Annotated in this window: 23 protein-coding genes and 1 pseudogene; 9 read left to right on the forward strand and 15 right to left on the reverse strand. The window is 28.9% G+C overall.

Annotated elements, in window-relative coordinates:
• The first annotated feature begins 117 nt into the window (after window positions 1–117).
• Window positions 118–780, forward strand: a complete 663-nt coding sequence (locus tag ABIN17_00740; protein MEO0283587.1) for a hypothetical protein — start codon at window positions 118–120, stop codon at window positions 778–780.
• Window positions 781–1,017: 237 nt separating this feature from the next.
• Here the strand turns inward: ABIN17_00740 and ABIN17_00745 are convergent, their stop codons facing one another.
• The 14 genes and pseudogenes from ABIN17_00745 to cysC form a co-directional block, all read right to left on the reverse strand.
• A complete protein-coding gene (locus tag ABIN17_00745) occupies window positions 1,018–1,407 on the reverse strand; it encodes a nucleotidyltransferase domain-containing protein (protein MEO0283588.1) in 390 nt (129 codons plus the stop codon).
• A gap of 74 nt (window positions 1,408–1,481) precedes the next feature.
• A pseudogene (locus tag ABIN17_00750) lies at window positions 1,482–1,814 on the reverse strand (HEPN domain-containing protein).
• 73 nt (window positions 1,815–1,887) lie between these two features.
• Window positions 1,888–2,370 carry an archaemetzincin family Zn-dependent metalloprotease gene (locus ABIN17_00755; GenBank protein ID MEO0283589.1) on the reverse strand — a complete coding sequence of 161 codons (483 nt, stop codon included), beginning with the start codon at window positions 2,368–2,370 and terminating at the stop codon, window positions 1,888–1,890.
• A 14-nt stretch (window positions 2,371–2,384) separates the two neighbouring features.
• Window positions 2,385–2,813 (reverse strand): tRNA (adenosine(37)-N6)-threonylcarbamoyltransferase complex ATPase subunit type 1 TsaE, encoded by a 429-nt coding sequence (gene tsaE / locus ABIN17_00760; protein ID MEO0283590.1) that lies wholly within the window; start codon window positions 2,811–2,813, stop codon window positions 2,385–2,387.
• Window positions 2,785–3,525, reverse strand: a complete 741-nt coding sequence (locus ABIN17_00765; protein MEO0283591.1) for a type III pantothenate kinase — start codon at window positions 3,523–3,525, stop codon at window positions 2,785–2,787. Before ABIN17_00765 ends, tsaE begins: the two co-directional genes overlap by 29 nt.
• Window positions 3,518–4,216 carry a biotin--[acetyl-CoA-carboxylase] ligase gene (locus tag ABIN17_00770; GenBank protein ID MEO0283592.1) on the reverse strand — a complete coding sequence of 233 codons (699 nt, stop codon included), beginning with the start codon at window positions 4,214–4,216 and terminating at the stop codon, window positions 3,518–3,520. The genes ABIN17_00765 and ABIN17_00770 overlap by 8 nt, the downstream gene beginning before the upstream one ends.
• Window positions 4,197–5,090, reverse strand: coding sequence for a tyrosine-type recombinase/integrase (locus tag ABIN17_00775; GenBank protein MEO0283593.1), 894 nt, complete (start codon window positions 5,088–5,090; stop codon window positions 4,197–4,199). Before ABIN17_00775 ends, ABIN17_00770 begins: the two co-directional genes overlap by 20 nt.
• 4 nt (window positions 5,091–5,094) lie before the next feature.
• Window positions 5,095–5,421, reverse strand: coding sequence for a cupin domain-containing protein (locus ABIN17_00780; protein ID MEO0283594.1), 327 nt, complete (start codon window positions 5,419–5,421; stop codon window positions 5,095–5,097).
• A complete protein-coding gene (locus ABIN17_00785) occupies window positions 5,399–5,974 on the reverse strand; it encodes a hypothetical protein (GenBank protein MEO0283595.1) in 576 nt (191 codons plus the stop codon). The genes ABIN17_00780 and ABIN17_00785 overlap by 23 nt, the downstream gene beginning before the upstream one ends.
• A gap of 1 nt (window position 5,975) precedes the next feature.
• Window positions 5,976–6,698: a pyridoxine 5'-phosphate synthase gene (locus tag ABIN17_00790; protein MEO0283596.1), complete on the reverse strand. Its 723-nt coding sequence runs from the start codon at window positions 6,696–6,698 to the stop codon at window positions 5,976–5,978.
• Window positions 6,699–8,954: an NADP-dependent malic enzyme gene (locus ABIN17_00795; GenBank protein ID MEO0283597.1), complete on the reverse strand. Its 2,256-nt coding sequence runs from the start codon at window positions 8,952–8,954 to the stop codon at window positions 6,699–6,701.
• A gap of 32 nt (window positions 8,955–8,986) precedes the next feature.
• Window positions 8,987–9,394: a Holliday junction resolvase RuvX gene (gene ruvX, locus ABIN17_00800; GenBank protein MEO0283598.1), complete on the reverse strand. Its 408-nt coding sequence runs from the start codon at window positions 9,392–9,394 to the stop codon at window positions 8,987–8,989.
• A gap of 3 nt (window positions 9,395–9,397) precedes the next feature.
• Window positions 9,398–10,996, reverse strand: a complete 1,599-nt coding sequence (locus ABIN17_00805; protein ID MEO0283599.1) for a hypothetical protein — start codon at window positions 10,994–10,996, stop codon at window positions 9,398–9,400.
• Window positions 10,993–11,604 (reverse strand): adenylyl-sulfate kinase, encoded by a 612-nt coding sequence (gene cysC, locus ABIN17_00810; protein MEO0283600.1) that lies wholly within the window; start codon window positions 11,602–11,604, stop codon window positions 10,993–10,995. Before cysC ends, ABIN17_00805 begins: the two co-directional genes overlap by 4 nt.
• A gap of 156 nt (window positions 11,605–11,760) precedes the next feature.
• Between cysC and fbp the strand changes: the two genes are divergently transcribed.
• Genes fbp through ptsP form a run of 3 tightly spaced genes read left to right on the forward strand, consistent with a single transcriptional unit; the run spans window position 11,761 to window position 14,834 of the window.
• Window positions 11,761–12,855, forward strand: coding sequence for a fructose-1,6-bisphosphate aldolase/phosphatase (gene fbp, locus ABIN17_00815; GenBank protein MEO0283601.1), 1,095 nt, complete (start codon window positions 11,761–11,763; stop codon window positions 12,853–12,855).
• Window positions 12,848–13,114: an HPr family phosphocarrier protein gene (locus ABIN17_00820; protein MEO0283602.1), complete on the forward strand. Its 267-nt coding sequence runs from the start codon at window positions 12,848–12,850 to the stop codon at window positions 13,112–13,114. Before fbp ends, ABIN17_00820 begins: the two co-directional genes overlap by 8 nt.
• On the forward strand, window positions 13,104–14,834 hold the full coding sequence (ptsP, locus tag ABIN17_00825) for a phosphoenolpyruvate--protein phosphotransferase (protein ID MEO0283603.1): 1,731 nt from the start codon (window positions 13,104–13,106) through the stop codon (window positions 14,832–14,834). Before ABIN17_00820 ends, ptsP begins: the two co-directional genes overlap by 11 nt.
• Window positions 14,835–14,896: 62 nt before the next feature.
• On the opposite strand, the gene rimO is transcribed toward ptsP, so the two are convergent.
• Window positions 14,897–16,210 carry a 30S ribosomal protein S12 methylthiotransferase RimO gene (gene rimO / locus ABIN17_00830; GenBank protein MEO0283604.1) on the reverse strand — a complete coding sequence of 438 codons (1,314 nt, stop codon included), beginning with the start codon at window positions 16,208–16,210 and terminating at the stop codon, window positions 14,897–14,899.
• A 23-nt stretch (window positions 16,211–16,233) separates the two neighbouring features.
• Here rimO and ABIN17_00835 point away from each other — a divergent pair, with 23 nt between their 5' ends.
• The 5 genes from ABIN17_00835 (at window position 16,234) to pstB (ending at window position 21,217) form a co-directional block, all read left to right on the forward strand.
• Complete coding sequence (locus tag ABIN17_00835) at window positions 16,234–16,923, forward strand: response regulator transcription factor (protein MEO0283605.1); 690 nt, start codon at window positions 16,234–16,236, stop codon at window positions 16,921–16,923.
• Window positions 16,920–18,641 carry an ATP-binding protein gene (locus tag ABIN17_00840; GenBank protein MEO0283606.1) on the forward strand — a complete coding sequence of 574 codons (1,722 nt, stop codon included), beginning with the start codon at window positions 16,920–16,922 and terminating at the stop codon, window positions 18,639–18,641. The genes ABIN17_00835 and ABIN17_00840 overlap by 4 nt, the downstream gene beginning before the upstream one ends.
• Window positions 18,642–18,703: 62 nt before the next feature.
• The gene (gene pstC, locus ABIN17_00845; GenBank protein ID MEO0283607.1) at window positions 18,704–19,597 is read left to right on the forward strand and encodes a phosphate ABC transporter permease subunit PstC; all 894 of its coding nucleotides are present in this window, start codon (window positions 18,704–18,706) and stop codon (window positions 19,595–19,597) included.
• Window positions 19,594–20,463, forward strand: a complete 870-nt coding sequence (gene pstA, locus ABIN17_00850; protein MEO0283608.1) for a phosphate ABC transporter permease PstA — start codon at window positions 19,594–19,596, stop codon at window positions 20,461–20,463. The genes pstC and pstA overlap by 4 nt, the downstream gene beginning before the upstream one ends.
• Before the next feature lies 1 nt (window position 20,464).
• A complete protein-coding gene (gene pstB, locus ABIN17_00855) occupies window positions 20,465–21,217 on the forward strand; it encodes a phosphate ABC transporter ATP-binding protein PstB (GenBank protein ID MEO0283609.1) in 753 nt (250 codons plus the stop codon).

A 21,217-nucleotide genomic window follows, 5' to 3' on the forward strand; every position in this document is an offset into this window, starting at 1 on the left:
AAAAATTGGGTATGGATTGGAGATGAGGATAAGGGATTCTGGGCACTTGAAACAAAAAAATTTTTATTTAGAATTTACGAATCGGGATGGAAGGGGACATATCTTGTAGGAAAAAATTTGAAAGATGAAAAACCTGAAAATTTTTTGAAAAATTTTAAAAAATTCACCTTAAAAATTGTTATAACAGATTATTACAGATTATTTAAAGAGAGTAAGGTTTTTAAAACAAAATGGGAAAAAGCTTACATTTTACAGAGAAAAGAAGAAGATGAGATTTTTAAAGGATATAAAAAAACTTTAAGGGAAGATATTAGAAGGGCAAAAAAGAATAATTTAATTTTCAGGGAATTGAGTGAAAAAGACCTTAAGAATTTTTATGATATTTATTTATTTACTTTTAGAAAAATTAGAGCAAAACCTTTACCTTTTTCTTTTATAGAAAATTTATATAAAAAATTAAAGAATTCAAATTTATCAAATTTTTATGGTGTTTTTAAGGATGATAAACTTTTTTCTGCTCTTATTGTTCTTTATCCTGATGAAAAGACGGTTCTTGCTTTTATTCAGGGAACATCAGGAGAAGGTTATCATTTAAATGCCTCTCCTTTTCTTTTTCATAACGCAATTTTATATGAGTTTAAAAAAGGAAGAGAAATTTTTTCCTTTGGGGCAGTTCCTGAAAAAAAAGAATCACTTATTTTCTTTAAAGAGAGATTTGGAGCAGAGGAGTATAGTTATCCTGTTTACTTATGGTATAATCCCTGGTATGTGGAAGAGTAAAATTTTAAGGTCAATTTTTTTAAGATATTCTATTTTAAGCAAAATAGTGCTTTGGGTTTGATAAGATTTTTAATATTAGAGAGGTGCTTTTGGAGTTTAGAAGAATTGTGGTATATTTTAAGAAATTTTTTATCTAACAATTTTTATTTTATCAGAATCAAGCATGTCTTCACTCAATTGAGAAGAAAAATTAAAAACAAAATGAAGAATGGTTTTCAAAAAACATTATTTAACATTTCACTTTCTGTTAAGGATGTCACTTTCATTTTTCAATTCTTTTAGATTACAAAGCCATTTGCTAAAATAAGAAAATTCTTTAAAATCCTCTACTTTATATAAAATGATACCACTTTTAATTACCTCATCTATAATTCTATTTTTATTATTAACTAAAGAAAAGAGCTCTTCTATTGTATAAGGAAATACATCCATACTTATTCCAATGCCTGTTGGGATAAAATGAGGAATTCTTTCATGAAATTTCATATTTGATTTTTTTAAAATAATAAGTATATCTGCATCGCTTGCTGGGGTTTTTTCTCCTTTTGCAAGAGAACCAAAAAGCACAACTGCAAAAATATTTTCATCCTTAGAGAGCTTTTTAGCCCATTCTTTAAGATTTTCCAATAATTTTTTTACTATCTATCCGAAAGACCTTTACTGACACAGAAATCAATCACCTCCTCACATATTTTTATTGCTTATTTTGCTTCTTCTTCAGTATAAAACTTAAATGCAGGACCAGAAGGATGAGCATTAGGGTATTGTGTAGGGATATAATATTTATCAAGTTTTTTTGCCTTTTCAATCAGCTCCTTCTGTGGTTTTATCTCTTCAGGTAAATTTTAAAGTAACTCAGATACAGAATGACCCCAGGTTATAGAATTATATTTCATATATAAACCTTTTACAGCCTTTTCAGCTGATTGTTGTGCTGCAAAACATGTCCATGAATAATCACCATTTTTTGAACTATTTTTAGCATGTTTTAAATCATTTTTTGCATCTTCAAACCAGTCCTTTGCCCTGTTCATTTTCCTATTTTCTCCCTTAATTCATTAATTATATCACACATTCATTTATCCTTACAAATTCTATATTAATTTTTTATCTATTCCTACATTTATCACATAACCTATAACCTTTTCTATCTGTATCATAAATAGAATTGGAAAAATACATAACACAATTTTCATCAGAACAATGAGATAAACCTTTTAAGTGTCCAATTTCATGTATAATTTCCTTAGCTGTCCGCAAAATTAAAATATTTAAATCCTCCTTTTTACCATAAAAACTTTCCTTTAATCTTTTTATTGAAACAATTGACTTTTTTTCCCAGGGTAAAGCCAATCCGAAAATAAAATTTAAACCCTTTACATAAAGATCATTATCAGTTATATATAAAGTATAAGAATTCTTGTAAGACTTCAGTTTACTTAAAACACATTCAGCATCATACTGATTTCTTAAGGAATTAAAACAGCTATCAGGAAACTTTATTTCTTTCTCTATTAATATTTCCTCTTTATAAACTTCTTCAACAAAAATTTTAACCCTTTTCAGAAAATCTATATCAATTGAATTCAAAGGAATTATATAAATCATATTTTTATAAATTTAAAAAAATCACTTATAAACTCTCTTTTGGTATCATTAATCACATTTATCCTTACTTCATAAGAATTTGGAAAATTTAAATTTTTAACTATATAAGGCCATTCAACAAGAAAAATAGAATTTTCATCTATAATCTCTGATAAATTTAATTTTTTATCAATATCCTCAATATCAATTCTATACAAATCAATGTGATAAATTTTTCCCTCAGGAATTTTATATTCATAAACATAAAGAAAAGAAGGACTCCTTACTATATCATAACCAAAATAAGATAACACACCCCTTATAAAAGTTGTTTTACCGGAACCAAGAGAACCCTCAATTAAAAGAGATACAGGTGCTTTTATATTTTCTCCAACTTTTCTACCAAGTTCAAAGGTTTCAAGAGGAGAGTTTGTGATTATTTTCATATCTCAATGATTTTATGTATACCCCATAAAGTGTTAAATAAGGAAATTGTAAAGTATTTTTTAAGTATTTTTTGTAAATAAAAGCATCTCCACCTGTTATTATAATTTTAAAATTTTTTCTATATTTTCTTTTTATCATATCTATAATTCCTTTAATTCCAAATACTGTAACATTTTTTATACCAAAACTCACACATTCTTCTGTGCTTTTTCCTATAATTTTAAGACCTTTATGAATTTCATCCATTTTAATAAGAGCAGTTTTTTTACTTAATACCTCCAGCTGAGTTTTTGGTGATGGTATTATTAATCCTCCCTTAAAGTCACCATTTTTGAATGCTACATCTATTGTTATAGCGGTTCCAAAATCAATAACAATGACATCTTTTTTAAATAAATTTATAGCTGCATAAATATTAACTATTCTATCAATTCCCAGTTTCTCTTTATCAATGTAAGGATTTTTAATTTCTTTAAAATCATTATTTTCAAAAAATTTAATTTTGAATTTTTCCATTAGCCTTTCCTTAATAAAAGGAACAACTGATATTCCATAAATTTTTGAGTTCTCATATTTGTTTTTTAATTTTTCAATTATTTTTGAAGAATTTTCCTTTCTATCTATAAAAACTTCTGGCTTTTCTTTTAAATTTTTGAATTTTCCTATTTTAATATTCTTATTACCTATATCAATACATATCACCTTATTCATCAATTTCTCTGAAATTGAAAATCTCAAAAAGCGGAAAATCTAAAACTTTATCATTTGTTGAAACACTTATCATAAAATCATTTTTTATTTCCTTAAATACACCTCTAAAAATTTGGTTGTTATATAAAAATTCAACTTTTTTGTTAATCATAACATTTTCTGAATATCTTTTATAAAGAGTTTCATAAGGAAGAGATGATATTTCCTCAATTTTTTCAATTATATCTTTTTTAAAGTTTTCTAAGTTAAATTTTTTTCCTGTTAAAAGATAAAGGGAACTTGCCTCCTTTAAATCTAAAGGAAAAAAAGTTGTATTAACATTTATACCAATTCCACATATAAATTTATTTTCTGATTTTTCAATTAAAATACCACAAACCTTTTTCTTATTTATCATAATATCATTAGGAATTCTTATATAAGGTTTCAAATTAAATTCTTTAACTTTTTCTTCTATAAAAGTAAATGCTGAAACAGATGTTATTAAAAAAATATGCTTTTCATCTTCTATATCTGGTAAATAAAAAGAAAAATATAGACCCCCCACAGGTGAATAAAATAATCTATTTCCCCTTCCTTTTCCTTTTATCTGTTTCTCTGCAAAGACAAAAATTTTTTCTTTTTTTTCTGAGATATATTTTTTTATATAATCCTGTGTTGAGAAAACTTCTTTAAGTTCTATAATTTTCATTTATTTTTTCTCTTGGATGAGTTTTTTTATAAATCCTTTTTATTTCCTTTAAGGAAAGGTTTGTGTAAATTTCTGTTGTTGAAAGAGAGGAGTGTCCTAAAAGTTCTTGAATACTTTTTAAATCAGCACCATGGTCAAGAAGATGTGTTGCAAAAGCATGTCTCAGAAGATGAGGATGAATTCCAGAAATATTTGCTCTTTTTATAAAAATCTCATTTACAATTTTTCTTAAGGCGGGATAAGACAATTTTCTCCCTTTCTTTGTAGTGAATAAAAATATACTTTCTATTCCATATTTTTTTCTAATTTCCATAAAATTTAAAAGAAACTTAAAAGGTAATTCTGGAACAGGTATTATTCTTGTTTTATTTCCCTTACCTTTTATTCTTATTTCTCTAAGTCCTATGGAAACATCAGAAATTTTAATATCAATCAGTTCACTTGCTCTTATACCCAAACCATATAAAAATTCAATGATTAATTTATTTCTGAAATCAATAAAATCTTCAGGTTCCCATTTTTCAAGAACATTTTTTATAATTTCCTCAGGAATAGTTTGTGGTAATTCTTTTTCCAGTTTCGGGACATGAATACCCTTTAAAGGATTTTCTTTTATTATTTTTTCTTTTAATAAGAATCTGAAAAAAACTTTTAAGGAAGATATTTTTCTTGCTATTGATTTTTTTCTGTATCCGTATTTTAAAAGATCTGCAAAATATTCTCTTAAATGAAAGGTTTCAATTTTTTCTGGTTCAAAAATGTTATACTTTTCTTTTGCATAATCAAAAAATAAAGTTATATCCTTCTCATAGGATTTTAATGTGTGCTCAGAATAATTTTTTTGATACTTTAAAAAATCTAAAAAAAAGTGCAAATACTTAATCAATTTTAGGTTTAGTTACAAGTCTTTTAGGTTCTACAAGCATAATTATAGAAGGAATGTTAGCTCTTGATCTGTGTCTTATTCCTTTTTTTACTAAAATTCCTTCCCCTTCTTTTAAATTATATGTTCTTTCTTCTGTATCAATAAAAATTTCACCCTTTAATACAATAAATAACTCATCTCCTTCTGTATGTGTATGAAAGGGAAATTCACCCTGGATTTTTGCTACCCTAACAGCAACATCCTCTATTTTGGCAATTTCAATTGGATTCCAGTATTCTTCTTTATCTTCAAAAATTTTAAAAATCTGAATTTTTTCCATTTTTAAAACCTATATCCATTTTGTCAATTTTTATATTAATATTAGCATTCTGTGTTACCATCATTATATTATAAGGTAAATCCTTTTCCCATACAATAATTATTTTTAATTCAGGTAATTTAATTTCCTTTATTTTTTCATTTTCATCAAAAACAATTTCTATTCCACCTTCAAGTTTGAAAATATAATTTTTTTTGCTCTGAAAAGCCTTAATTAATTTTATGTTTGAAATATAATCAAGGGGGGAGAAGAAAATCTTTATAAATAACAGGATGTTATCTTTAAGTTCTCCTTCAATTTTGTCTGAACCAAAGGGTGAGTAAAGGATAAGAGAAGTGTTTAAAGAATCGGATTCAAATTTAAATTTCCCTTTGTAGTAAAAATCATTTTCTAAAACTAAATCACCTTTTGAGTTTATAAATTCAATTTTACCTTTATGATTCTTTTTTAAAAGATAAAAAAATTTTTCTTCAGGATTTTCTATTTTTACAAATTTAATGCAACCAAATAATAAAAAAAATATAAAAGTTAGATAACAATAAAAAATTTTCAAATTAAATACCTTTTCGCATAAGAATTTCCCTATATTCTTTTACAACATTGTATAAGCCTGATAAAACACTATCTGCAATAATTGCAAAACCAATAGAAACTTCTTCAATTTCCTCAATTTCAAGAAGTGGAATTAAAGTCTGACGAGTAAGTCCATGTCCTGCTCGAACTTTAAGACCTAAAGAATGGGCAAATTTAGCACTGGTTTTAAGCCTCTCTATTTCTTTTTCTCTATCTTCTCCATAAGATTTTACATAGGAATTTGTGTTAAGTTCAACAGCATCCACACCCAGATCCTTTGCAATTTTTATCATTTCTTTATCCGGCTCTATGAAAAGACTTACATTTATACCATTTTTTTTAAGGTTTTTGATCGGCTCTTTTAATTCATCCTTCATTTTTTTGAGATCAAGACCACCTTCTGTAGTTATTTCACTTTCCTTTTCTGGAACAATTGTTACCCAGTGGGGTTTTACTTTTATAGCAAAATTAATAAAATCAACACACATTTCCAAATTCAATTCTCCTGAAATGTGTTTTTTTAATTTTTCAACATCTTCCTCCTTTATATGTCTTTTATCTAATCTTATATGACAGGTTATCCCACTTGCACCTGCTTGTTCTGCAATAATAGCTGCTAAAAGAGGATCAGGAAATTTTTCTTTTCTTGCTTCTCTTAAAGTAGCAATATGATCAATATTTACACTTAATTTAATTGGTTTCATTTAAAGTTTCAACTTCTTCTGTGCATCTCTTGCAACAACAGCTGTCATATTCACAATATCTTGAACATCATCACCTTTCTGCAATACACAGGTAGCCATTTTTGTTCCAAGAAGAATTGGACCTATAACCTGGGCATTTCCAAGTCTCTGAAGTATTTTATATGAAATGTTAGCAGCATCAAGATTTGGGAAAATTAAAATATTTGCCCTTTCCTTTAATTCTGAAAAAGGATAGAATTCTTCAATAATTTCAGGAACAAGAGCAGTATCAGCTTGCATTTCCCCTTCTGCAATGATTTCAGGATATTTTCTTTTGAAAATTTTAACTGCTTCACTTACCTTTTCTGCTTCCTTTACCCTTACACTACCAAAGTTTGAGAAAGATAAAAATGCTATCTTAGGTTCTATTCCAAGGTCTTTTGCAAAATTAGCAGTAAGAGAAGCTATCTCTGCGAGAGTTTCAGAATCAGGATTTATGTTTATTGTCGCATCGGCAAATAAAAATACTTCCTTTTCAATTAAAAGAATATATAATCCAGCCACAGTTTTTGTGTTTTCCTCAGTTTTTATAATCTGAAGTATTGGTTTTAAGGCATTTGCGTAATCCATTGTAAGCCCTGCTATAAGACCATGGGCATCGCCCTCGTGAACCATCATAGAACCGAAAACAATAGGATTAGAAAGAGAAAAGTATGCCCATTGTTTTGTAATTCCCTTTCTTTCTCTTATTTTAAAAAGTTTTTCTGCATAAATTTCCCTTTTTAAAGACAAAACAGGGTCAATTATTTCATACTCAAAGTTTAATTTTAAGTTTTTTATTTTCTGTTCTATTATTTCTTTTCTACCAAGTAAAACTGGAAAAGCAATTCCATCATTTGATACGATATTACAGGCTCTTATTATCTTTTCATGTTCTCCTTCAGCATAGGCAATTTTCATAAGTTTTCTCTTTGCTTCCTGAATAATAATATGCATTACTCTTCCACCTTTCATTACTTTTTCCTTTAATTTTTCCCTGTATTCTTCAATGTCAATTTTTAATCTTGCAACACCAGTTTCAATTGCAGCCTTTGCAACAGCAGGTGCTTCCCAGTATAAAACTCGTGGATCAAGTGGTTTTGGAATTATGTAATCTTTTCCAAATTCAATCCTTTTTACTCCATATGCTTTTGCAACTGAATCAGGAACATCTTCTTTAGCAAGTTCTGCAAGGGCTTTTGCAGCAGCAAGTTTCATTTCATCATTGATTTTTCTTGCTCTCACATCAAGTGCTCCTCTGAAAATAAAAGGAAAACCAAGAACATTATTGATCTGATTTGGATAATCACTTCTTCCAGTGGCAACAATTGCATCAGGTCTTGCAGCCCTTGCATCCTCATAACTTATTTCTGGAATAGGATTTGCCATTGCAAAAATTATTGGTTTATCTGCCATTTTTTTAACCATTTCTTTTGTAACAACATTCCCGATTGAAAGCCCAACAAAAACGTCAGCTCCTTCAAGGGCTTCTGCAAGGGTTCTTTTATCAGTTTCTTGAGCAAATTCCTCCTTAAATTTATTCATACCCTCTTTTCTACCTTTGTAAATAACACCTTTTGTGTCACACATTATTAGATTTTCCTTTTTAACACCTAAAAGAAAGTAAAATCTGGCACTTGCAATTGCTGAAGCACCTGCTCCGTTAAATACAACCTTTATTTTGTCAATTTTTTTACCAGTTAGTTCAAGAGCATTTAAAAGAGCAGCACCAGAAATAATTGCGGTTCCATGCTGATCATCATGAAAAACAGGTATATCAAGTTCTTCTTTTAATCTTTCCTCAATTTCAAAACATTCAGGAGCCTTTACATCTTCAAGATTTATTCCTCCAAAAGTTGGGGAAATGAGTTTAACTGTTCTTATAAATTCTTCTACATCTTCGGTATCAATTTCAATATCAATTGCATCAACATCGGCAAATCTTTTAAAAAGAACACATTTTCCCTCCATTACTGGTTTTCCAGCAAGTGCGCCAATATTCCCGAGTCCTAATACAGCAGTTCCATTAGAAATAACTGCAACGAGATTACCTTTTGTTGTATATTCGTAGGCAAGTAAAGGGTCTTTTTCTATTTCAAGACACGGTTCTGCAACACCAGGAGTATAGGCAAGAGAAAGATCCCTCTGAGTTTCGCAGGGTTTTGTAAGTTTTATTTCTAATTTTCCCTTTTTTCCTTTTGAATGATACTCAAGAGCTTCCTGTTTTGTTATTTTCATTTAAATTTCCTTTTAAAGATTAATTAGGGAATTTAACCCTCCTTCTTTATGTCTTTTTTATTATACATAAAATTTAGGTAATCTTGCAATATATAGGCTGCTGATATTGAGTGAATTTCCTTTTTTTTATGCTTACTTGCAAGCTTAGAGGAATTCCATTCATCCCAGTAAACTACCTTTATATTATATTTTCTTTCAATTTTTTCACCTTCCTTTTTTATTTCTTCAGAAATTTTCAAACCTTCTCCTTTTATGGAACGGGGTTCTCCAAAAACAATTAAGTAAGGTTTATATTTCTCTATTAATTCTTTAATAGTTTTTTTAAAACTTTTTTTTCTTTTATCGATTTCAAAAAGTGGAGAAGATATGCATTCTCTCTCATCTGAAATTGCAAAACCCACAAATCTTTCACCATAATCAATTCCTAATATTCTTCCCAAAATTTAGAACTCCATTTTTTTAATTTTTACATCTAAAATAATTTTAAAAATCATAAACAGGGAAAAAGATAAAATTAAAAGGAGCAAAATTTCAAAAAAGAAATTACTTTTTAAAACATAATAGAATCCATGGAGGGGTTTTTGTATGAGAATATAAATGGAAACTAAAAGATAAAGAATTAAACTTATCGCTGTTAAAAAACCACCAGGTCCTGAGGCAATTTTTGTAGGATTTTTTTCATTAAAATGAGGTAAAATATAACCTGTTGATAGTGAAATAAAGGTTAAAATAAAAACAAATAAGGGTAAAATAATAATAAAAAGTAAAGTTAAATCTTTAAAAAATCTAACTTTTAAGGAAAAATGTGTTAAAAAAAATAAAGTATAACCTAAAATAATCAATAAAAAGAAGTATAAAAGAAGTTGGAAGTAAAAAAATTTAAAAAGATTTTGTCCTGAATAATAAAAAATAGTTATTCCTTTTTCTTCAAGAGAAGGAGCAGGATATATAAATCTAATTGCTATTGTAATTAAAAGGTATATTATAAAAGTAAAGTTGGCGAAAATTATTAAAATATGAAAGGTAGGATAATCAATACCTATCCCTTTACCTCTAACAGAGATAACATATAAAACAAATAACAAAATTAAAAAAAGAAATTGTGATAATTGGGTGTAATTTCTGTAAAAACTTTTTAATTCCTTCTGAAGGAAAATTAATTTAGATTTTCTTCCACCTTTCCCCCCTTTTAGGGTTAGTTTTCTATGATATATCTCATCAAATGGTAAAGAAATAAGGAGGATAAATAGAAGGGAGTTAAAAATTAAAAAAAGTAAAAAAATTAAGAGGTTATTTTTAATAAGAATAAAGCTTGAAAAAAACCAGTTAGAAGGCAAAAAATATGGAGACATCGTTCCAGCTTTTTTCAAAATCTGAATTGCTTCATCTATACTTTTAGCGTCAAAAATTTTAAAGCTCTCAGGTTTTAAAAATTTAAAATAAAGGAATATGAAGACGGAAAATAATGCTCCGTAAAAAAGGGGTAATAACTCTCTTTTTAAAAAAGGTGAGAGTTTTACAAATAAATAAAAAAGAAGAATACCAAGTAAACCTGATGATAGAATATAAAGTAAAAAGTTCAAATATAAAAAAAATAAATTAATACCTTTTAGTTTAAATACATTCAAATAAGAAAGAATTAAAGGAATAAGGAATATTAAAGGAACCCAGGAAGAGTAAATAATTATTTCTAAAAATTTAAAAGAAAATATACTTTCCTTTTTTAAAGGAAACTTGTATAAAAAGGGAAGTTCATCATCTTCAAAAAATAAAGAAAAACTTCCAACTATGTTAGAAAGGGTAAGGAAAAAGAAGGTGCCCATAAGAGTAAAGTCAAGAAATTTTTGTGAAACAATTATTCCAAGAACAGGAATTTTAGACATAAAATTAAAGAATCTAAACAAAATGTAATATATTAAAACAAAAAGAATAGTGCCGAGCACAAAGGGTATTGAAATTCTTTTCCAGAAAGAAAAGGATTTTAATATATTTTTAAAAATTTTTAACTTTAAAATAGAAATTAGAACAAATTCTCCTATCAAATGTAACCTAATTCCTCAAGCCTCTTTTTAATTTCTTCTTCCTCTTCCTCTGTGTATCCCGTTTCCTCTGATTCCTTTACCTCTATGAAGTTTCTTTCTTCAAGAAATTTAATAATTTTGTTCACACTTTCTTCTATTTCCTCCTTCTCTGTGTCACATATAATTTCAGGATTTAAGGGCTCTTCATATGGGTCATCCACACCAGTAAAATTCTTGATTTTCCCTTCCCTTGCCAATTTATACATTCCCTTTACATCTCTTTTTTCACATGTTTCAAGACTTGCCTTAACATAAACCTCTACAAATAAAGGCAAAAGCTTTCTTGCTTTATCTCTTCCTTCTCTATAAGGTGAAACAAGAGCTACTATGACATCTACACCATGTTTTGTGAGTAAATCAGCGAGAACTGAAACTCTTCTCATATTTTCGAGCCTATCTTCCTTCGTAAATCCAAGATCTTTATTCAAAAAATTTCTGACAATATCTCCATCAAGAATTTCAACATCCCTTCCCCTTTCAATAAGTTTTTCTGATAAACCTTTTGCTATTGTACTTTTACCAGAACAGGGTAAACCTGTTAACCATATACATATTCCTCTTTTTTTCACTTTTTATTTAAAAATTTTAAAGGGAGTTGAACCCTATTTTACTCTCTCACAGGAAAAAACAAAAAACTTGACAAAATTTATAAAATATTATATAATAAAATTAATTAAATTTCAAAGGGTTCAATTCCTGTAAATAGTAAAAGGAGGATTTTTTTAATGAAGGTAACAATAAGTGTGATAAAAGCAGATATTGGCGGGTATGTGGGTCATTCTGGGATGCATCCAGCTTTAATGGCTTTGGCTGAGGACGAGCTTGAGGAGGCGAAAAAGAGTGGAGTAATAATAGATTATTTTGTTGCTCATGCAGGAGATGACCTTGAACTTATAATGACTCATAATAAGGGGGTTGATAATTCAGAAATACATAAACTTGCTTGGGAAATTTTTAAAAAAGGTTCAGAGAAAGCAAAGGAACTCGGGCTTTATGGAGCAGGGCAGGATATTTTGTCTGATGCATTTTCAGGAAATGTTAAAGGTATGGGTCCAGGAGTAGCAGAGATGGAGATAGAGGAGAGAGTTTCAGAGCCCATTATTGTTTTTATGGCTGATAAAACATCACCTGGTGCATGGAATTTGCCTTTGTTTAAAATTTTTGCGGATCCCTTTAATACAGCAGGTCTTGTAATTGACCCAAAGTTGCATGATGGGTTTATATTTGAAGTTCTTCATATGAAAGAGGGTAAAGTTGTAAAACTTGCTTGTCCAGAGGAAATGTATAGCCTATTAGCTTTAATTGGAGCAGTTGAAACCTATGCAATTAAAAATGTTTACAGAAAAGATGGTGTAATTGCTGCAACTGCTTCAACTCAGAGACTTTCTCTTATTGCAGGTAAATATGTGGGAAAAGATGACCCTGTTATGATTGTTAGAACTCAAAGTGGTTTTCCTGCTGTTGGTGAAGTTCTTGAAGCTTTTTCCCTTGCCCATCTTGTAGCTGGCTGGATGAGGGGCTCTCACTGGGGACCTCTTATGCCTGTTTCTATGAAGGATGCCTCTTGTACCAGATTTGATGGTCCACCAAGAGTTGTGGCACTCGGATTTCAGGTAAAAGATGGAAAACTGATAGGTCCAAAGGATATGTTTGATGACCCTGCTTTTGATTTAACGAGAAAAAGAGCTCAAGAAATAACTGATTATATAAGAAGAATGGGTCCATTTGAGCCACAGAGACTTGGACTTGAAGAAATGGAATATACCACTTTACCATCAGTTCTTGAGAAATTAAAGAATAGATTTCAAGAAGTTGATTGAGAAAGAAGTTATTGTAAAAAATACACTTGGCATACATGCAAGACCGGCAACACAGTTTGTTAAAATTGCTTCAAAATATAACTGTGAGGTTTATGTTATAAAAGATGGTATTGAAGTGAACGGAAAAAGTATTATGAGCTTATTGATTTTAACTGCAACAAAAGGTAGTAAGCTTATAATCAGATGTAAAGGGCCTGATGAAAAAGAGGCTCTGAAAGAACTTGTAAATCTTGTTGAGGAGGGTTTTGGTGAAGACTAAATTAAAGTCTAAGATTTTTCAAGGTATACCGGCATCAAAAGGTCTTGCAATAGGAAAAGTAAAAAAATTTGACCTCAAATTATTAAAAATTCCCCGAAGAGAGGCGAAAAGTAGAAGAGAAGAAATTTTAAAATTTGAAAAAGCAAAAAAAGAAATTACAAGGGAACTTGAGCTTGTTCTTGAACATTTTAGAGGAAGTTATAGAAAAATAATTGAAAGTGAAATACTTATAATTAACGACCCTGTTATAGAGGAGAGTGTTAAAAGAAATATAGAAAAAGGACTTTCAGCTGAGAATAGTTTTATTGAATCAATGAAAAATTTTTTATCAAAACTTGAGGAAAGTGAAAGTTTTGTATTTAAAGAAAGGGCAAGAGAAATAAATCATCTTATTAGAAAATTCCTTGAAATACTTCTTGGCAAGCCGAGTTTTATTGATGTTGAAAAAGGAACAATTGTAGTATCAGATGATATTTCACCCCTTGATGTTTTTTCAATTTCTAAAACTTCGGATATTGGAATAGTCATAGAACACGGAGGACATACCTCTCACAGTGTTATAGTTGCAAAGAGTTTAAAAATTCCAATGGTCTGTGCTGTTAAAGGAATACTTGAAGGGGTTAAAGATGGAGATGATGTAATTGTTGATGGATGGTCAGGGAAAGTAATAATAAATCCAGATGAAGAAACAAAAAAAGAATATGAGAGAAAACCATTACTTTACACAGAAGCAATTCAAAAGATAATAAAAGGACCAAAGGTAGGAAAGGGTAAGGAAAGAAAAAGAGTATCTGTAATGGGAAATGCTGCAGGACTTGAAGAAGTTGAAGAAATTGTAAAAAATAAAGGATTTGGAGTAGGTCTTTTTAGGACTGAACTTTTAATGTGGGACCCTGGAATATGGCATAATGAGGATAAACTTGCAGAGGTTTTTGAAAAAAGTTCAAAAATGGTTTTCCCTGATCCACTTATAGTCAGATTGATAGACATAGCAGGTGAACCAGCTATACCAGGATTTGAGGAGAAAAATCCCTTTCTTGGATTAAGGGGTATCAGATTTCTCCTTTTTGAAAAGGAAATAATGAAAATGATGATGAGATCAATTTTAAAAGCATCAAATCTTGGAAATATAAGAATTCTTTTTCCAATGGTAACAACAGTAAAAGAAGTTGAGGAAGCAAAAAGTGTTCTTGAAAAGGCAAAAAAGGAACTTACAAGAGAAGATGTTCCCTTTGATAATTATATTCCTGTAGGAATAATGATAGAAACACCAGCATCAGCTTTAATGGTTAAAGAATTTACATCTCAGGTAGATTTCTTTTCAATTGGAACTAACGATTTAACCCAGTATACACTTGCAGTTGATAGAACACATCCTTTTCTTGCTCCTCTTTACAGCGAATTCCATCCCTCTGTTTTGAACCTTATAAACCATGTAGTTAAGGGGGCTCATCCTTACAGAAAAAAAGTTGCTGTGTGCGGGGAAATGGCATCTGATCCTCTTGGAGCAATTATTTTGATGGGTTTAGGAGTTGATGAACTATCTGTTCACCCTGATGCAATACCCCTTTTATATGGAATTTTCCAGTGGCTTGAATATAAAAAAGTTAAAGAATTCGCAAGAAAAACTCTTGAAATGCCTGATTCAAAAACCGTTAAGGAAAAAACAATAGAATTTTTAAAGAAAAATATACCACCCCTTGCTATATTCTACGAATAAATATTAAGGAATTTAAAACACAACTTCGATAGCAGAAGCAGGAAGGAAGGTTTCCGTGTGCTCTATGGATAAATATTAACCAGTTTAAACCCCTTTTTAGAAATGCTTTTAACTTTCAATTTTCTGAAAACAAAATTTTCATAATCATCACTTTCCACAAAAGATTTTATATCAATTTCAGGTGCATCATACTCAGTATGACCAAAAACTCTTCCATCCTCCTTATATTCTGGAATAAAAATAAGTTCTTTTCCAATTAGTTCTTTCGCAGAAATTAAATTTTTTTCTCTTATTACCTCTAACATTTTTTTATACCTTTCTTCAATAATTTTATTAGCCAAAGGCTTGTAATTCTCGTAAGCAAAACTTTCCTTTTCATTATGATATTTAAAAAGAGCCCACCTTTTTATTAAATTATCCTTTTTACAAAATTCATAAAGTTCTTCAAAATCTTCCTCTCTCTCAGTTGGAAACCCAACAATTATTTCAGTTCTAACTGTTAAATTTCTCTTATTTTTATACTTATCAATCAATTCTAAAGCACTCAAAATCTTTTCCTTTTTTCCTCTTCTTCTCATTGTAGTTAATACATTTTCTGAGATATGTTGAATTGGAATATCAATATAAGGGGCCATTTTATCGTTATCTACAATTAATTTAATAATTTCTTCATCAAAATCTGCTGGATGAAGATAAAATATTCTGAGTAATCTTAATTTTTTAATTTTTAAAAGATTTTTAAGAAGTTCCTTTAACATTTTCTTTTTGTAAATATCAACACCATATAAACCGGTGGACTGAGAAATTAAAATTATTTCGTAAAAACCTGAATCTGTAAGCAATTTAGCTTCCTCAATTATTTTCTCCACGGGCTTTGAACGAAATTTCCCCCTTATTTTTGGTATAATACAGAAAGAACATAATTCATCACAACCTTCTGAAATTTTCAAATAGGCAAAATTCCTTGTAGAAATTAGTCTTGGAATTTTATCAGAATAGATAAATCTTGTTGAACTATAGTTTGTTTCTTTATTTTTTTTGAGTATTTTCTCAAAATTTTCTATATCATCAAACCCGAATAAAAGGTCAATTTCTGGGAATTTTTCTTTAATTTTTTCTTTGAATCTATGTATATAGCATCCTCCCACTGCAAGGAATTTAATTTTTTTATTTCTTTTTAGTTCAATAAATTTTCTTATAGTATTTTCTGTTTCTTTAACAGCAGGATTTATGAAGGAGCAGGTCATTATTATTATACCTTCAGATTTTTCGGGTGGAACTAATTCAAAATTATTTTTTAAAAGGTTTCCTGCAAGATATTCACTATCAACTTGGTTTTTCGGACACCCAAGTGTGATAATAGAGAATTTTTTCATTCTTATAATATACTATAATATAATTGAAAAATAAAGGTCTTATCTATGCGGTGGATGATGAATCTGATATTATTGAACTTTTGCAGCATCATCTTGAAAAAGCAGGATACGAGTTTAAGGGATTTTATGATGCTTTAAGTTTTTTACATCATTTAAGAGAAAAGAAACCTGATTTGATAGTTTTGGATCTAATGCTTCCTGATTATGATGGGATTGAATTATGTAAGGAATTAAAAAAAGAAAAAAATTATAAGGATATTCCGGTTATAATGCTTACAGCAAGGACAAAACTTGAAGATAAGATTCTTGGTTTTGAAATAGGTGCAGATGATTATGTTACAAAACCTTTTTCACCAAGAGAACTTGTTGCAAGGGTAAATGCTGTTTTGAGAAGATATAGAGAAAAAAAGGAAGAAAAAAATATTTTAGAAGCAGGTAAAATTTTAAAGATGGATATTGATAGGTTTGAAGTTTATGTTTACGACAAAAAAGTTAATTTAAGACCTGCTGAATTTAAAATTTTAAAACTTCTTCTTGAAAGAAAGGGTGTTTTATTAAAAAGGGAGCAAATCCTTGAGCACATATCAAGAAGAGGTAAGCTAGTTTATGAAAGAACTGTTGATGTTCATATAAGGAATTTGAGAAAAAAGCTTGGTGAAGCAGGAAAGTTTATAAAGAATATAAAAGGAATGGGTTATAAATTTGAAGAATGAAAAAGATTTTTTATAAACTCTTTTTAAGTTATTTTTTAATTCTCTCTTTCTTTTCCCTTCTTATTCTAATTTCAATTTTAGGAGTAGTTAGAAATAGATATATAGATGAACTTAAAAGTCACCTCGATGATCTTATTTTTTCTTTATCTGATAGGACAGAATACTTATTAATTAACAATGATATCAAAAGTTTAAGAATATTTATTAAGGAATTCAGTAATAAGAGAGGTTTAAAAATTAGCATTTATGATAAATACGGAGAATTATTTTTAGACTCTGATATTGAGGAACAGATAAAAATAATGGAAAATAAAAAACCTGAAATAGATATAGCTTTCCATGGGGAAAAAGGATTTTCTATAAGAAAAAGTGAAATTTATAAGGATAATATGATTTTTTTAGCAGTTCCCCTTTATGAAAATGATAATATAATAGGGGTCTTAAGAATAGGTTTAAAAGCTCAAAGGATAGATGATTTTATTACTAATTTATATAGAAGAATAGGACTTGTAATTTTAATTCTTATTTTATTTTCTTCCATAATTTCATTAATACTTTCAAGAAACTTTACTCTTCCGCTCAGGGATTTAACAAGGGCATTCAAAAGAATATCTTCTGGAGATACTGATATAAGAATTTTTTCTGAAAGAAAGGATGAATTGGGTGAATTAACAAAGAATTTTAATTTAATGGCAGTTAACATAAAGAAATCACTTGATGAAATTGAAAAGGAAAAATCGATTATTGACTCACTCTCTAAGGCACTACCTGATTTAGTTTTATTGCTTGATAAAAGAGGAGAGGTTCTTTATTTTAATGAAAAAGCAAAGGAAAATTTTCAAAGTATTGAAAAAGGCAAATTTTATTATGAGTTTATAAAGGAACCGGAATTTTTATATAAATTTGAAAAAGCACTTGAAAAAGGAGAAGCAGAAGGTGAAATCAGTTTAGATCATAAAATTTTTTATTTAAAAATAAAAAAAATACCTGAAACAGAGAATTTTGTTATAGTTTTGACTGATATAACTGAAATGAAAAAACTTGAAGAAGTTAAAAGAGATTTTACATTAAATCTTTCCCATGAACTTAAAACGCCATTAACTTTAATAAAAGGTTATATTGAGACGATTGAAGAAGAGGAAGAGATAAAAAATAAAAGGTACATTTCAATAATTAAAAGACACATTGAAAGACTTATAGATATGACGGAAAAAATAATTTCTCTTTCTAAGATAGAAAGTGAGGAGAAAGCTCTTCAAATTGAAAAAATTAACCTGAGAGAGATAATTGACGGAGTTTTACCCATTTTTGAAAAGCGTTTAAAAGAAAAGGAAATAGAAGTAAAGGTTTATATACCTTCTGATTTACCTCTTATTGAAGGAGATAGATTTAAATTAGAACAGGTTTTTATAAATCTTTTTGATAATTCTATAAAATTTACATTTAAGGGTGAAATAAATATAAAGGCAAGAAAAAAGGATAATAGGGTTTTAATTGAATTCAATGATACAGGTGAAGGTATTGATGAGAGACATTTACCAAGGATTTTTGAAAGGTTTTATGTAGGTGTAAGGGGAAGGGAAAGAGAAAAATCAGGTGCAGGTCTTGGTTTAGCAATTGTGAAACAAATAATAAATTTACACAATGGAAAAATTAGTGTTGAAAGTAAAAAAGGGGAAGGGACGAAATTTTTAATAGAACTTCCCTTAAGGTTTTAAATTTAACAGAAATTTAACAGAAATTTAAGGATTTTTTAACAGTTAAAGTATAAAAATAAAAAATGAACTTTAAAAGAAAAAAATTTGAAGAAAAATTAATAAAAAGAATATTTTTTTTATTTGCTTTTCTTTCAGTAATAACAACTTTTGGAATCATATTTATACTTATTTTTGAGACAATTTCTTTTTTCAAAGAAGTATCAATAATTAGATTTTTTACAGAAAGGGAATGGACTCCACTTTTTGCTATTAAAAAATTTGGAATCTGGCCTTTGCTCTCAGGTACATTTTTAACCTCCTTTATAGCTCTTTTAATAGCTTTCCCTATGGGAATTTTTATTTCAATACTTATAAGTGAATATTTACATCCTAAATTGAAAGGAATTATTAAGCCACTTCTTGAAATTCTTGCAGGAATCCCGACAGTTGTTTATGGATACTTTGCTCTTTTATATGTTACCCCCCTTTTAAAAAAGATAATACCTCAAATTTCTGGTTTTAATTCCCTTTCACCAGGGATAGTTCTTGGTATAATGATAATCCCAACTATTGCATCAATGAGTGAAGATGCTTTTTCCCTTGTTCCGATGAGTTTAAGAGAAGCTTCCTATGCTTTGGGTGCCTCTAAGCTGGAAACAAGTTTGAAGGTTATTTTACCTGCTGCATCTTCTGGAGTTATATCTTCAGTTATTCTTGGCTTTTCAAGGGCAATTGGTGAAACCATGATAGTAACAATTGCGGCTGGACAGAGACCTATTTTAACACTCAATCCTCTTGTTCCAATTGAGACGATTACTGCTTATATTGTTCAAGTTTCACTTGGTGATACACCAGCAGGTTCATTGGAGTATAGAACAATCTTTGCTGTTGGTATGGTATTATTTGTAATCACATTAATATTTAATATTTTGAGTCATAATTTAAGAATGAAATTTATAAAATCTTTCAGAATATGAATGATTTAAAAAAATTAATATTACAAAAAAAGTTTAATGAAAAAATCTTTATATTAATTTCTATTTTATTTTTATCCTTTGCACTTTTAACTCTCATTCTTTTACTTACAGATATTTTTATAGATGGTTTCCCGGTTTTAAGTCTTAAATTTCTTTTAAGTTATCCGTCAAGGAAACCTGAAGAAGCAGGTATTTTATCACCTCTTGTAGGTTCACTATATGTTATGGCAGTTATGATAATTTTTATTGTTCCTGTTGGAATAGGAGCAGCTATTTATCTTGAAGAATTTGCTCCAAAAAACTTTTTAACAAATCTAATTGAAATTAATATAGCGAATCTTGCTGGTGTTCCATCAATTATCTATGGACTTCTTGGACTTGAAATCTTTGTTAGATTTTTTAAACTTGGTAGGTCTATCTTAGCTGGTTCTTTAACCCTTTCTCTCCTTGTTTTACCGATAGTAATAATGGCTACAAGAGAATCAATAAGACTTGTGCCATCTTCTATAAGGGAAGCAAGTTTAGCTCTTGGTGCAACTAAATGGCAGACAATTAAAAATCAGGTTTTGCCTCTTGCAATGCCTGGAATTTTAACAGGAATTATTCTTGCTGTTTCAAGAGCAATTGGTGAAACAGCACCTCTTATAACAATTGGAGCCTTAACATACATTGCCTTTTTGCCGTCAACTCCTCTTTCACCCTTTACAGTTTTACCCATTCAAATATTTAACTGGGTTTCAAGACCTCAGAAAGCCTTTCATCATAATGCAGCAGGTGCAATAATAGTTTTACTTTTTTTAACTTTTATGTTAAACTTAACGAGCATAATTTTAAGAAATTATTATAGAAAAAAATATAAGTTATAAAATGATAGTTTTAAAAACAGAAAATTTAACGGTTTCTTTTGGTGATAGAATTGTTCTAAAAAATATCAATCTTGAAATAAAGAAGAATAAAATAACAGCAATAATGGGTCCTTCAGGATGTGGAAAAACGACCCTTTTAAGGTGTTTTAATAGAATGAACGATTTAATTGATGGTTTTGTATTAAAAGGTAAAGTTTTGTTTAAGGGTTTAAATATTTATGATAATGGGGTTGAACCTTCAGAAATAAGAACAAAAATTGGAATGGTCTTTCAAAAGCCGAATCCTTTTCCAAAATCAATTTATGAAAATGTTGCTTATGGCCCAAAAATTTTAGGAATAAGGGACAAATCGAAACTTGACTTTATTGTGGAAGAGTCATTGAAAAAAGCATATTTATGGGACGAAGTTAAGGATAAATTAAAGGAAAATGCTTTAAATCTCTCAGGTGGACAGCAGCAGAGATTATGTATTGCAAGGGCACTTGCTGTGAATCCTGAGGTTTTGCTTCTTGATGAGCCGACTTCAGCTCTTGATCCTGTTGCTGCAAATAAAATAGAGGAATTACTTGAGGAGTTAAAAAAATTTTTAACAATTGTAATTGTGACTCATAACCCATCTCAGGCTTCAAGAATTTCAGATTACACTGCTTTTCTTTATATTGGTGAATTAATAGAATTTAATGAAACAGATAAAATTTTCACAGTTCCAAAACATCCAAAAACTCAGGAGTATTTAAGTGGAAAGTTTGGATAA

It is taken from the genome of candidate division WOR-3 bacterium, assembly GCA_039803925.1.
Classification (GTDB): domain Bacteria; phylum Hydrothermota; class Hydrothermia; order Hydrothermales; family JAJRUZ01; genus JBCNVI01.